Annotated in this window: 17 protein-coding genes; 3 read left to right on the forward strand and 14 right to left on the reverse strand. The window is 50.6% G+C overall.

All coding sequences use genetic code 11. From position 1 onward, the window contains the following. Position 1: 1 nt before the first annotated feature. The 3 genes from rsmD to KNP80_RS04055 are packed head-to-tail and all read right to left on the reverse strand — an operon-like array spanning position 2 to position 1,315. A complete protein-coding gene (gene rsmD, locus KNP80_RS04045) occupies positions 2 to 568 on the reverse strand; it encodes a 16S rRNA (guanine(966)-N(2))-methyltransferase RsmD (RefSeq protein WP_214719490.1) in 567 nt (188 codons plus the stop codon). Positions 569 to 621: 53 nt separating this feature from the next. Next, positions 622 to 885 (reverse strand): DUF2129 domain-containing protein, encoded by a 264-nt coding sequence (locus tag KNP80_RS04050; RefSeq protein ID WP_286038161.1) that lies wholly within the window; start codon positions 883 to 885, stop codon positions 622 to 624. Continuing rightward, positions 869 to 1,315 carry a YlbF/YmcA family competence regulator gene (locus KNP80_RS04055; RefSeq protein ID WP_034777059.1) on the reverse strand — a complete coding sequence of 149 codons (447 nt, stop codon included), beginning with the start codon at positions 1,313 to 1,315 and terminating at the stop codon, positions 869 to 871. Before KNP80_RS04055 ends, KNP80_RS04050 begins: the two co-directional genes overlap by 17 nt. Before the next feature lie 130 nt (positions 1,316 to 1,445). Between KNP80_RS04055 and KNP80_RS04060 the strand changes: the two genes are divergently transcribed. Next, entirely contained in the window at positions 1,446 to 2,201 is a 756-nt protein-coding gene (locus tag KNP80_RS04060; RefSeq protein WP_214719491.1) for an ATP-grasp domain-containing protein, read from the forward strand. Positions 2,202 to 2,304: 103 nt separating this feature from the next. Continuing rightward, positions 2,305 to 2,667 carry a YugN family protein gene (locus tag KNP80_RS04065; protein ID WP_021067026.1) on the forward strand — a complete coding sequence of 121 codons (363 nt, stop codon included), beginning with the start codon at positions 2,305 to 2,307 and terminating at the stop codon, positions 2,665 to 2,667. A 60-nt stretch (positions 2,668 to 2,727) separates the two neighbouring features. On the opposite strand, the gene KNP80_RS04070 is transcribed toward KNP80_RS04065, so the two are convergent. The 10 genes from KNP80_RS04070 to cyoE form a co-directional block, all read right to left on the reverse strand. After that, positions 2,728 to 3,219 carry a cysteine hydrolase family protein gene (locus KNP80_RS04070; protein ID WP_214719492.1) on the reverse strand — a complete coding sequence of 164 codons (492 nt, stop codon included), beginning with the start codon at positions 3,217 to 3,219 and terminating at the stop codon, positions 2,728 to 2,730. A gap of 133 nt (positions 3,220 to 3,352) precedes the next feature. Further along, positions 3,353 to 3,625, reverse strand: coding sequence for a hypothetical protein (locus tag KNP80_RS04075; protein WP_021067024.1), 273 nt, complete (start codon positions 3,623 to 3,625; stop codon positions 3,353 to 3,355). A gap of 5 nt (positions 3,626 to 3,630) precedes the next feature. Beyond that, positions 3,631 to 4,245: an SCO family protein gene (locus KNP80_RS04080; protein ID WP_214719493.1), complete on the reverse strand. Its 615-nt coding sequence runs from the start codon at positions 4,243 to 4,245 to the stop codon at positions 3,631 to 3,633. 20 nt (positions 4,246 to 4,265) lie between these two features. Then, a complete protein-coding gene (locus KNP80_RS04085; protein ID WP_034777049.1) occupies positions 4,266 to 4,727 on the reverse strand; it encodes a DUF420 domain-containing protein in 462 nt (153 codons plus the stop codon). A gap of 23 nt (positions 4,728 to 4,750) precedes the next feature. Continuing rightward, complete coding sequence (locus tag KNP80_RS04090) at positions 4,751 to 5,674, reverse strand: cytochrome c oxidase assembly protein (protein WP_214719494.1); 924 nt, start codon at positions 5,672 to 5,674, stop codon at positions 4,751 to 4,753. 134 nt (positions 5,675 to 5,808) lie between these two features. Beyond that, a complete protein-coding gene (locus tag KNP80_RS04095; protein ID WP_021067020.1) occupies positions 5,809 to 6,138 on the reverse strand; it encodes a cytochrome C oxidase subunit IV family protein in 330 nt (109 codons plus the stop codon). Between the two features lies 1 nt (position 6,139). Further along, the gene (locus tag KNP80_RS04100; RefSeq protein ID WP_021067019.1) at positions 6,140 to 6,766 is read right to left on the reverse strand and encodes a cytochrome (ubi)quinol oxidase subunit III; all 627 of its coding nucleotides are present in this window, start codon (positions 6,764 to 6,766) and stop codon (positions 6,140 to 6,142) included. Then, positions 6,767 to 8,605, reverse strand: coding sequence for a cytochrome c oxidase subunit I (gene ctaD / locus KNP80_RS04105; RefSeq protein ID WP_051627797.1), 1,839 nt, complete (start codon positions 8,603 to 8,605; stop codon positions 6,767 to 6,769). A gap of 68 nt (positions 8,606 to 8,673) precedes the next feature. After that, complete coding sequence (gene coxB / locus KNP80_RS04110) at positions 8,674 to 9,690, reverse strand: cytochrome c oxidase subunit II (RefSeq protein ID WP_021067017.1); 1,017 nt, start codon at positions 9,688 to 9,690, stop codon at positions 8,674 to 8,676. Between the two features lie 57 nt (positions 9,691 to 9,747). Continuing rightward, positions 9,748 to 10,674, reverse strand: coding sequence for a heme o synthase (gene cyoE, locus KNP80_RS04115; protein ID WP_021067016.1), 927 nt, complete (start codon positions 10,672 to 10,674; stop codon positions 9,748 to 9,750). A 331-nt stretch (positions 10,675 to 11,005) separates the two neighbouring features. Between cyoE and KNP80_RS04120 the strand changes: the two genes are divergently transcribed. After that, positions 11,006 to 11,908 carry a COX15/CtaA family protein gene (locus KNP80_RS04120; protein ID WP_058763310.1) on the forward strand — a complete coding sequence of 301 codons (903 nt, stop codon included), beginning with the start codon at positions 11,006 to 11,008 and terminating at the stop codon, positions 11,906 to 11,908. Positions 11,909 to 11,958: 50 nt separating this feature from the next. Here KNP80_RS04120 and KNP80_RS04125 read toward each other — a convergent pair whose 3' ends face one another. After that, a complete protein-coding gene (locus KNP80_RS04125; protein ID WP_214833730.1) occupies positions 11,959 to 13,314 on the reverse strand; it encodes a cryptochrome/photolyase family protein in 1,356 nt (451 codons plus the stop codon). Positions 13,315 to 13,343 lie beyond the last annotated feature (29 nt).

The raw sequence follows: 13,343 nt of genomic DNA on the forward strand, positions 1-13,343 counted from the left end.
CTCACTCCTCGGTCGCTGCATACTCGTAAAAGCTGATCGTAATCACGTCCGAGTAGCGTTGCACCTTGATTTTTTCCAACTGCCCGACTCGGTCCGGCAACGTCACGTCGCTGCCGTGCTCGCAGACGACGACACCGTTGTCCGTCAACAGCCGGTTCGTTTCAATGATTTGTAAAAACGGCACATGTTCCTCCGCATGGTACGGCGGGTCCATGAATATCAGTTTAAACGGCTGACCTTTGAGGACGAGTTGGTCGAGAACAGAGCGAGCGTCTTGTTGGAGCACCGTCGCTTTCGACTCGTAACGTGTCGTCTGCAAATTGTCTGTGACCGTCTGAATCGCCTTTCGTTGCTTGTCGACGAACACGGCATGGTCACACCCCCGTGACAACGCCTCGATTCCTAGACCGCCGCTCCCGGCGTATAGGTCAAGCGCATCGCCCCCGGCGAAATAAGGACCGATGATGTTGAATAACGATTCTTTTACTTTATCTGTCGTTGGTCGTGTGGCCGACCCCGGGACCGCCTTGAGTCGGGTCCCTTTTCTTTCTCCTGAAATCACTCGCATATTCGTTCTCCTTCACCACAAAAGATGAAGGCGGTTCCGCCTTCATCTCTGTGTTATTTCTGCTTCGATTCGTACGTTTCCGCGACGAACGGCCGCTCACTGCGGACGACCGCTTCGACGAACGGCAACGCGCTCACTTGTTCGAGAATCGCCTCATGTCCATCAAGGTCGGTATACAAGAAGGCGTACTTCTCCCGCTTTGACACGTAATACAGGTTCGCATAGCGACGCAACGCCTTCACTTGTTTCAACGATTGGACGTAAACGACGAACCCGATTCGACCATTCAACTCAAACGTCTTAGATGGCACATCCACAGCTTCCGCCTCCACAACTTCCTCCGCCTGAACATCCGCCTTCGTCGAAGAACGGGTTTCCGGTCGGGACTTTGATTTTTGGAGAAACCGAGAAGGCCAACAGCTCACTCACTTCCCCGAGCAGCTTATCTAAACTGCGTTCCGCTTTTTTAAATGCGGCCACTTCTGGCTGGACATCGAGACGCCGTTTGACTAGATGCATCTCTTTTTTAATGCGATCGTGGTCCGGGTGATGTTTCCCGAACCGCTGTACGTACTCGTAATCTTCTTTCATCCGCAAGAACTCACGTTCCACGAGACGCGCTTCCTCTGATTGGGCTCGCGCTTGTTTCGTGGCAATATATGTTTGGAACGACTCGCTCGCTTCAATCAAATCGGCTAACGATTCCGTTTGATCGAGCAGGGCGATCGTCTGTTCAGTAATAATCATGGCTTTCACCCTTTCTGCCATGATTTTAACACATTTGATTCCCTCTGTAAGCAATCGGCTTTATAATTGAATGTGACTGTCAAGCGTCCAACCAGAAAGGAAGTGAACAGGTGCGCACCTGCACCTCGCTATGAAAAAAGTCTCATTCAATATGATTCGCTCGGCCGGCATTAAGACCGACTATGCGAAACCTGAATATTATTACGACCAGCTCGATAAAGTAAGAGCAGCCGACCTCGTCTTGTTCCCTGAATATTGGATGGTTAACTCGATCATCTACGGACTCAATAAACCGATTTTCCCGTCTCCAGCCACGTATCACCTCGGGCACGATAAGATTGAGATGACGCGCGCCTTCAAGGCGACGTTCCCGCACCGAATCCCGAAGACGCTCATCTACGGGAAAAACCCTTATACGATTGAGCGTGTTTTGGAAGAGTTCGAGTATCCGTTCGTCGCCAAGACGGCCAAGTCGTCGATGGGACAAGGCGTCTGGCTCATCAAGCATGAACAGGATTGGCTCAAGTACGTCGACAAGCACGAGACGTTTTACGTCCAGCAATACATCCCGAACGACCGTGACCTGCGAATCATCGTCATCGGTGAAGAAGTCGTCGGTTCGTATTGGCGTGTCAGCGAGGCGTTCTTGAACAACGTCGCCCAAGGCGCCCAGTTCTCATATGATGATATCCCGGAAGACGTCGTCGCGGAAGTGCTCGACATCGCCAAGACGCTCCACATCAATCACGCGGCCTTCGACGTCATCGTCGCCGACGGTGAATTTTACATTTTAGAGTTCAACGTCTTCTTCGGCTCAGAGGGACTCATGCCGCTCGGTGTGAGGCTTACAGACAAAATCAACCATTACCTCGACACCCGCGCTTGAGGCGTTCATCTTTTTTTCACAATTTGAACACACGTTATTCCAAGAACGTTTTCGAATATGATATGATGACATATGAGGTTTATTAGGGAAAAGGGGGATTATGATGAAATTTGAGCAGTTCCACATCGAGGGAAAAGAGATCCGCTTCGGTTTGCTCGAGACGATCATGGATCATCATCATTTCATCCGTGAAGGCGCTTGGGACTATGAGCGTGCAACGTATGACATGAAGTACGAGAAACAATCGACAGGCGAGACGTTCTACCTTCGCTTACCGGTATATGCAATCGAAGGCCAAATCGAGGACCGTCATGCGGTCGTCAAAATGTTGACACCAATTCTCGGAAAACATTACTACCCGCACGGCGTCGAGTACGACGAAGAGTTCCCAGAAGAAATCGTCCGTGATTGCGAGCGTCGTCTAGCCGCACTCGCTGAGACACTCGAAGTAAAACCCCTTGCATAAGCGAAGGGGTTTTTCTTATGGACACATATAACGAACCGAGGTAAGCATCGGCAGAGCAAGTTACGCCGACAAGTCCTCTGATTGGATGATGGTGCAGCCCTTACCCTCGTAATACGCAATCATGTCGTCGATTTTCTTCAAGTCATAGCTCGTGATGCAATCCGACAGGACGCTAACCGTATAGTCGGATTTCCGCAGATTGTAACACGTCGACTTCACACAGGCGGTCGCATCGCCCCCGGTGATATAGAACGTGTCGATGCCGTGCTGTTCAATGAACGTCGCGAACGCCTCGCTCGTCAAGGCGTTGCCCTTGTATTTGGTGAACACGTGATCAGACACAATCTTCAAATCTGGGACTAATTCCGCCCCGCGCGTCCCGGTTTTGAACGTTCTCGTCCCCGCAGATAAGTTCTCATGCCGAATATAGACGACATGAAGTCCCTTGGCGACCGCCCAATCGATTGATGTGTTGATGTTGTCGATGATCGCTTTGTAATTTTTCGTGATGTCATTCTGAATGTCGATGACGACCAACGCTTGCTGTTGCATCTGATTTCCCCCTCGATGAGTCGTGTACCGTAACTACTCTTTTCATCTTACCAGAGTTGAATCTTGGAAAATATAGACAAAATAAATCATCAGCATACAAAAAAGGGAGGACCCGCCGAGGGTCTCCCTTTTGTCATGTCGCGATGACGTTGAGCGTCACATCGACTTGTCCGAGCAACAAGTCGAACTGGTCGCGCACGTACCGATATAAGCGTTCAGCCTCAACGAGTGAGACGGGTGCAACGATTTGATAATCGTATCGCTCTTTCGAGACGGACACGACCTTCACTTCGCGCAATCCGAATTCGATTGCACTGCAAGCAATCAAATCCTCAATCGCCCGCTCGGCGATCGTCACATCTCCATAGGAATAATCATTTCCGATGACAGCCATCGTATCATTCATCTTCTTCACTCCTTTTCTGCCGCGAGTACTAACACGTCCTCCATAATGGTTTCGATATCGACGGGTTTTTCTCCTGCCGTGGCCATTTGGGCGACCGCACGGACGTCGTGCTGACGGTCGATGATATACATCGTCGTCGCATGCGTGACGAGTCCGCTGTTCGCTTTCGAATAATAGAATTGAAGCTGACGCGTGATGCGGTCGATATCGGCCTGGTCCCCGGTCAACATCTTCCAGCCCGTCGGTTCGGCTTGAAACGCCTCCCCATAATTCTCGAGGACCGGCACCGTATCGACTTCAGGGTCGACAGTGATGGCGACGAGCTCGACGTCCGTCCCGTACAGGTCGTTCGCTTTCAACTCTTGCTCGAGCTTCATGAAGTCACGCAACGTGAGCGGGCAGATGTCCGGACAGTTCGTATAGAAGAACGTGACGATTTTGACTTTGCCATTATCCGAATTGTACGACTGACCGTCGAGCGCGTTCGTCAACGTGAACGGGGTCGGCTCTTGGATGACGGGCAGGTCCTCTTCTTTAAAGAAAAAGAAGTACGAGGCCACACCGATTGCCACCAGAATGGCGACCGTCAAGCCGACCGTCATATAGCTGTTCCGTTTCATCCTCATCCCCCTCTCTCGATTCACCCGCCGATAATGGCACGGAAGACGTTCGTCGTCTCACCCGGGTCATAGGCGACATAAAGGAGGACGTATACCGTCACGCCTGTAATCGCTGTGAAAAACCAGACGACCGAGGCTTTCGGTCCGATTTTACGGTGTTTCTCGACTTTATTTTTATAGCCGAGGTAAAGCGTGATCAATCCGAGGACCCCACCCGTCGTCGCGAGCAGGATATGGAAAATCATGAACGCCAAATAGTAAGGCTTCACAGAATCTGGTCCTCCGAAAGCGGTATTGCCGACAAAAATCGTCCGTGAGACGTAAAGAATGAAGAATGTCGTCGCGGCGATTGCGGCGGCCGTCATGACTTTCTTATGCTTGTCGACGTTGCGGCGATCGCGCGCAATGATCGTCCATCCAATCGCTACTAAAATAGCACTGATGACAATGAATGTCACACTGATCAAGGCAAGATAGTTCATCGTAGTTTCCCCTTTGACTTAGTTCATTTTTTCTCTTTTGGTTCTTGCGGTGTGAACGACATGCCTTCGTCAATCGCAAGCGATTTCGTCCGGCGCACCCAACCGAAGAACGTCCAGCCGAAGAAGAAACCGTAGACGACTTCTTGACCGAGCTTCATCAATACCCCGCCGAAACGTTGGTCTTCGAGAGCGCTGTTCGTCGCTCCCATGAGCGCATTCAAATCGAGACCCGACACATCGCCGTTCGGCATACAGTAGCCGAGCACCGTTGCGAACGTCTCCGCGTCCGTATAGGCGTCATACAAGATACCTTGGCTGAAGATGATGAACGCACAGGCCGGTGTCAAGAGCACACCGTTCGCGATGATGTATACCATCCGCTTCAAATCTGACATCCCTTCCTCTTCTTCTGAGAGGAACGGTGCGATGACCGGATACCACATCGTCAAACTGAAGACGACGAGGGCGCCGTGGAAGATACGGTGCACACCATAGTTTGTCAAGACGTAGTCAAAGATGAATGGCATGTGGTAAAACGTGAATAATGCATTGAACAAAACGAGTGCGATCAAAGGTTTTGTCATAAACTTAAGCGTCGGCCCAATCACCTTATAGCTAAATAATTTCTCGAACACCCAATACGGCATCCCGTACACGACGAGCGCCGGTGCGAGAACATAGACGAGCACCATCTGCAACATGTGTACCGAGAAGATGATGTGTGCGAGAACATCGACCGGACTTCCGAAACCGATGTAATACAATAAAATGGCGGATAACATACTGAACTTTTGTAGTAACGTGGTCGACTCGTACCCTCGCTTCGCCATTTTCTCTGTGACGACCGCATAGAGGACGTACAACCCTACCATCAACAATCCGAACCATGGACTCCAAAGTGTCATCCAATCGAACTGTTTGAGTAGCTCTGATGTATTCCAGAGCATCCCTTCACCCCTTTTCTTTCTCTCCCAAACCAATGAAACCGTTCACTTCAAGATTACTATTCCTTTATTTTTGAAGTAAAGCAAAAAGGACTGAATCATCTATGTTTCCACAGATGTTCAATCCTTTGTCACATTTACCAAATGAGCAAGCGAAGTGCAGCGACTGTAATGATGGCGACAAAGATGCCAAGCCACATCATTCCGACGATCCACGTGTTGCCACGGTTGTTCATATGCATGAAGATATACAGCTGCAAGAACACTTGGATGATGGCGAGGATGATTAAGAAACCACCTGCCGCCCACACCGGCATGAGTTCAGCGTATACGGCGCCGAACGCGACGAATGTGAGCAAAATCATCATCGCGAAGCTGATCAACTGGAGTTGATACTCGCGGCGTGACTCGGCTTTTACTTCAAGCTCTAACTGTTTGTGTGATTCGTTGATTGGTTGTTTTTCCATGTTAGCTCACCATCCCTAAGAGGTAGACGATTGAGAAGATGAAAACCCAGACGACGTCGATAAAGTGCCAGTACAGGCTCGACACGTAAAACTTCGGTGCGTTGTACACATCGATTGGACGGTTCCAGTTGCGAATCAACAGCGTCGTGATCCAAAGTAGACCGAACGTGACGTGCGCGCCGTGGAAACCGACGAGCGTGTAGAACGCAGATCCGAACGCGCTCGACGTGAACGTGTGACCGATATGGTAGTAGTGGATGAACTCGTAAATCTCAGCTCCAAGGAAACCTGCCCCGAGGAGAAGCGTAATCACCAACCAAAACTTCATGCGGCCTGGATTGTTCGCTTTCATGTTCATCATGGCGAGAACACTTGTGAGCGAACTTGTGAGGAGGAGCATCGTCATTAAGAAGACGAGCCCCATCTCAAAGATATTGTAAGAACGAAGTTCCTCTGGCGCACCAGAGTTGAGTAGACCGACATACGTTCCGAAGAGCGAGGCGAAGAGAACGGTCTCTCCACCGAGGAAGAACCAGAAGGCTACATATTTATTTTTCCCTTCCAGCGTGGCTTTCTCTGGATTGGCCGGAATTCCGGTCACCGGGTGTTTTTCGACTGCATGTGCCATTTATTGGTCTCCTTTCTCACGAATCGCTTTCAAATCCGCTTCGATCTTCGATTTTGGAATGTAGAAGCCATGGTCGTCAATCCATGAACGGAGGAACATCGACACGAATGTGATGAGCAATCCGATCACGATGAGTGACCAACCGACAACTGCGTTATCCATTTGGAAAATCGCTCCGAGTCCGGCGATGAACAAGCCGAGTGACATGAAGAACGGGATAATCGAGTTGTTCGGCATGTGGATGTCTGCTACTGGTTCAGCGACAGATACCCGTTTGTTGCCCGCCATCTTCTCGAGCCAGAACGTATCGAGACCTTTGACAAGCGGTGTTTGTGCAAAGTTGTACTCTGGAGTCGGTACAGGAAGCGTCCACTCCAATGTACGTCCATCTTCCCAATGGTCCGGCTTGACGCGTTGTTTCGACAAGAATGCTTTCACAACAGCGACGAGCAAGACGATCGTCGACACACCCATGAAGAAGGCTCCGATTGTCGACAGCAAGTTCATCGTCTCAAACCCTTGGTTCGGAAGGTATGTGAAGACGCGGCGTGGCATCCCGAACAATCCGAGGAAATGTTGCGGGAAGAACGTCAAGTGGAACCCGATGAAGAACAACCAGAACTGCCAGTAGCCAAGCTTCTCAGAGAGCGCTTTGCCGAACATGAGCGGGAACCAGTAGTAAAGTCCTGCAAATAGACCGTAAACGACCCCACCTACGATTACGTAGTGGAAGTGAGCGACAACGAAGTAACTATCGTGGTACTGATAGTCGGCCGGTGCGACCGAAAGCATGACCCCTGTCATTCCCCCGACGAGGAATGATGGAATGAATGCGACCGAGTAGAGCATCGCGACGTTGAACTTGATTTGTCCGCCCCATAGTGTGAACAACCAGTTGAAGATTTTGACCCCTGTCGGAACGGCGATGGCCATTGTTGCGACAGCGAAAATCGAGTTGGCGACCGGTCCAAGACCGACCGTGAACATGTGGTGGACCCAAACCATGAATCCGAGGAAACCGATGAGCATCGTTGCGAAGACCATCGTTGTATAACCGAATAGGCGTTTACGAGCGAATGTCGGAATAATTTCCGAGAAAATACCGAACGCCGGTAAAATCAAGATGTATACTTCCGGGTGTCCGAAGATCCAGAAGAGGTGTTCCCAGATGACTACGTTACCGCCGGCTGCCGGGTCGAAGTAAACGGCTCCGAACAAGCGTTCGAACATCAACATGAACAATCCGACTGTGAGCGGTGGGAACGCGAAGACGATCAACGCCGAAGCGACGAACGTCGTCCACGTGAAGAGCGGCATCCGCATGAGTTTCATACCTGGAGCACGCATGTTCAAAATCGTGACGAGGAAGTTAATCCCGGCCATGAGTGAACCGAAACCTGAAATTTGAAGACCAAGGGCATAGAAGTCGACCCCTGATGCTTCCGGTTGTGTCGAGAGCGGCGCGTACGCCGTCCAGCCTGCGTTCGGAGCTGCGCCGAAGAACCAGCTAAGGTTCAACATGACACCACCGAAGAAGAACAACCAGAATCCGAGTGAGTTAATGAACGGGAACGCGACATCGCGTGCCCCGATTTGAAGTGGTACGACGGCGTTCATGAATCCGAATAACATCGGCATGGCCGCTAGGAAGATCATCGTCGTCCCGTGCATCGTAATCAATTGGTTAAACGTTTCGCCGCTGACGAAGTCGTTCATCGGACGAACGAGTTGCCACCGAATAAGTAATGCTTCAATTCCACCGAGAAGGAGGAAGAAGATTCCTGAGAACAAATACAAAATACCGATTTTTTTGTGGTCAACCGTCGTAACCCAATCCATGATGCCATTGTATTTACGCGGTTGCTGCAATGCAGTGGTCTGTGCCACGTGAAATCCCCCTTTTCCCGTTAGTCAATCTTCTGATCGTACAAGAAGTCAACGAGTGCATCTAACTCTTCATCACTGATTTGGCCTTCACCGAAGCCAGGCATTAGCGCGCCTTGTTTCAATTCTTGAGGATCACGAATCCATTCTTTCAATTTCTCTTCGTTGTTTTCAAGATAACCAGCTAACTTTTCGCGATCGCCGAAGTTTGTCAGACTAGGCGCGACTTTCCCGCCGCCGTGACAGCTCAAGCAGCTCTCGACGTAAACGGCCTCACCTGTCGTCAAGTTTTGGTTATCGGCAACAAGTTTTTCTGTGTTCGCGTCTTGCTGTGCTTTCATGTCTTCGAGCCATTTGTCGTAATCTTCTTGTTCGAGTGCGATGACTTTGAAGTCCATGAGCGCGTGTGACGGTCCGCAAAGCTCGGCACATTTCCCGAAGAACGTACCTGGTTCATTTGCATGCAACCACATTTCGTTATCAAGGCCTGGGTTCGTGTCCGTTTTACCAGATAAAGCCGGTACCCAGAACGAGTGGATGACGTCTTTCGATGTCAAGTTGATGCCGACACGTTTGCCGACCGGGATGACAAGTTCTTGTCCCGTGACGACGCCTGCGTTCGGATATTCAAACTCCCACCAGTACAAGTTAGCCGTAACATTGATTTCTTCTTCTTTTTTCGCTTCTTTCGCTTTCGCGAGTTCGACAGTCGTCGTGATTGTCGGTACAGCGAGAATGATGAGCAAGATGATTGGCACGACTGTCCAAATCATCTCGAGCGTGCTGCTTCCTTCGACTTGCTTCGGAATTGAATCGTCTTTACGACGGAACTTCATGAGCACGTAAACGTAAATGATCGATACGATGACGAGTACGAAGAGCATAAGTACCAAACTGATGATAATGATCCGGAGCTGAATTTCAGCGCCTTCTCCCATCGGCTTCAATGCAGACAATCCCTCAACGCCGCACCCTGATAATAGCAGTGCGAACATCATCATCGGGACGATGCCAAACAGAAGCTTTTTAAATGATTTCACAACAATCCCCACTTTCTCCCAAAATGATGTGTAATGGTTTCTATATAGTGAGTGTGATTACGCTAGTGCTGCCGTCAAAATCAGCGCGACAATCCACACGACTAAATAAATTAATGAATAAAAGAACATTTTGTTTGCCCACTTGATTTCATCCTCGGCTTTAAAACCTTTCAACCCGAGATATAACCAGTAGCCCCCAAGACCGGCTGCAATGATTACGTAGACTAACCCGTAATGCATGAACAAGAGCGATGCTGGAATCAGCGTCGCAATCCACCAGATGATTTGACGCTTTGTAATCGCAAAGCCGTTGACGACCGGTAGCATCGGAATGCCGGCCGCTCGATACTCCTCGACACGCCGCATGGCGAGCGCGAGGAAGTGTGGCGGTTGCCACAAGAACATGACGAGGAACATGAGCCACGCGTCGATATGAAGCGCAGGATCGATGGCTGCCCAACCGATGAGCGGCGGTACCGCTCCGGAGATGCTGCCGACGACCGTGTTCAACGTGTGCGTCCGTTTAAGCCACATCGTATAAATGACGACATAAAAAAATGCCCCGATTAAACCGAAGACTGCTGCCACATACGAGACGATCAATAAGAGCAATGTCCCGATCGCAAGCTGCGTTAATCCAAGGAGCAAAATCCGTTCTCCTGAAATTTTACCGGTGACACTCGGCCGATTGTCTGTACGTCCCATCAAGTAATCGATATCACGGTCCACGAAGTTGTTTAGGTAACAACTCCCGGAGATGACGAGTGCGCTTCCTAACATCGTTAATAAGAGCTGCGGCCAAACCTCAAATAAATAAAAGACTGGCGTATCACTCTGATATGTTGCTGCTACAAAGAAACCGGCGAATACCAACAACAAGTTGGCGCGAACGATTCCCATTTTTGCCAGAGCAACATAGTCGCGGAACGAGGCGGATTCTGTATATTCTACTTCTGCCATTGTTCCTGGGTTGACTTTTGTCATACTGACCCCCCTACTAATCACGAAATCCACGTATTCTTTTCACAGAAAAAACACAATATGAACAAAGTTCACCTAACTCATAACAAAGATACCATATTTTCAAAAAGAATACGTCGTTTATGCTTGTAAAATAGCTAGTTTTTTGTGACAAACGTGTGATAATTGTCACAGTAAAAACGCCATGTTAATACTAGAATAACGATTTTGATAGCGATTGCAAGCTTTTCCGTTTCGTTTTTACGGCGTAAAGCCTTATAATAAGTATGGCGAAAAAAATATAAACTTACAAGGCACAATTCTAGTGATTTTTCTCAAAAGCAGGTGGAAACGAATGCATAAAAAACTCGCACTATTTTCAGCGCTCGTCACGCTCGGGATGATGCTCGTCCTGATCATGGGTGGAACCGTGACAAAGACGGACTCCGGCGACGGGTGCGGAACGGATTGGCCGCTCTGCCACGGGAAACTGATCCCGACCAACCCGAGCGTCGAAACGATGATCGAGTACAGTCATCGTGTCGTCTCTGGCATCGAGGGACTGCTCATCATCGCCTTGACGATTTGGACGTTTGCGGTCGTCAAGAACCGGTATGATGTCAAAGTGTTCGCGTTCCTCGCGTTCATTTTCATGCTCATCCAATCGATTATCGGTGCCGGGGCCGTCATTTGGCAACAATCGGACGCGATTCTCGCGCTCCACTTCGGCATCTCGCTCGTCTCGTTCGCATCGCTGCTCATCTTGACGATTCTCTTGTTCGAAGGGGAACGCGTGCATCGGGCCGTCTCCGAACGGTTGAAGGTTCATCTTTACGGCTTGACGATTTATACGATGGTCGTCGTCTATACGGGCGCTTACGTCCGTCACCTCGGCGCGACATACGCCTGTGTCGGCTGGCCGATTTGTGACCAGAACGTGTGGACGTTCGAGTCGTACGTCCAAATGGGGCACCGCATCATGGCCGGATTGCTCGTCTTCTATACATTATACGTCCTCTACTTGGCACGTCGGGAGACGAACCGCCTCGTCGAGACCGGCATGTGGGCCTCGCTGTTCTTCATCCTGCTTCAAGTCGGCACGGGTGCGTGGATCGTCCTTGGGGGACACGCCACGTACGTCCCGCTTCTCCACGCCTTCTTGATTACCTGCTATTTCGGGATTATCTCGTACTTGGCATATCATGCGTATCGGAGTCAGAAACAGACGACCGAGGCCGCACGACAACAATCCATTTAATCACGTACACAAAAAGGAGCGAGGGCATCGCTCCTTTTTTTGATGCCTATTTACTGCGCGTCCTTGAACCGCTCGAGTGCCCGGGCACGCGCTTCCTTATGGTCGACGATTGGGTCGACGTATCCATCCCGCTCGGTCAAGTCAGGGAAATGAATCGCTTTTTTGTCGAGATTCGCGAGTTCGGGCACGTACTTCCGGATGAACGTCCCGTCCCCATCGAACTTCTCGGACTGCGTCGTCGGATTGAAGATACGGAAGTACGGCACCGCATCCGTGCCGACCGAAGCCGCCCATTGCCAACCCCCGATATTCGAGGCTGCTTCATAGTCGATCAGCTTCTGTTCGAAATAGCGTTCCCCTTTCCGCCAGTCGATCATCAGATGCTTCGACAAGAACGAGGCGACAATCATGCGAAGCCGGTTATGCATCCAGCCCGTCTCATTCAATTGCCGCATCGCCGCGTCGACGATCGGGTAGCCCGTCTTTCCGTCACACCACGCCTGGAAGTTCTCGTCATCGTTCTCCCAATCGAGATGCTTATACTTGTCGTTGAACGGACGGTCTTTCAGTCCCGGGAATTGGACCATGATCATATAGTAAAATTCGCGCCATAACAACTCATCGTAATATGTGTCGCGTCCGCTCGATTTCGGCGCCTTCAACACCGCTTCCGTCACGGTCCGGATGGAGAGCACCCCGGTCCGGAGATACGGAGACAGACGGCTCGTGCCGGCGATGGCCGGGATGTCGCGGTCTTCATCGTACGCATCGATCCGATTCGCGACGAAGTCGCTCAAACGACGTTTGGCTGCCGCTTCGCCGAGCGCTTTCCACGAACGCTCACAGCGATCGAACTGACGCTTCAATTCGACCGGGACTTCATGCCCTGTCGTCACGTGACGCTTCAACGCATTCACGTCGACCTCATACGGCGCGGGCGGCGCCTCGGCATAGGCTGCTTTTTTAAATGGCGTGTATACCTTATACGGATCGCCGTCTTTTTTCGTGAACGCATTCGGGGCGAACAAATGGCGGTCGAGCAGGCGAATGACTTTGACCGCTTCCCCGAGCGCCTGGATGACGGCGTCGTCCCGCTGTTTGAACGGTTCGACATACTCGGCGTTGAAGTAGAGCACATCGAGCTCACCGAGCGCTTCGACGAACTGTTCGGCCGTATCGGCCACGATGACCCGAAGTCCGAGCCCGCGTTCTTCCAACTCATCCATGAATTGACGCATCGTCGCGAAAAAGTAATCGTGGCGCGTCTCGAACGGCTCGCAATAGTTCGGATTGAGCCAAAAAACGAACTCCATCTCATCGTCGGAATCAGCGTCTTTCAAGGCCCGGTGTAACATATGATTATCTGTCAATCGAAAATCCGATCGAAACCAGCATACTCGTCTCATCTCTCCCACTCCTATCTAAAAAAGAAGCA

It is taken from the genome of Exiguobacterium sp. E4787, from assembly GCF_018618375.1.
GTDB lineage: Bacteria > Bacillota > Bacilli > Exiguobacteriales > Exiguobacteriaceae > Exiguobacterium > Exiguobacterium chiriqhucha.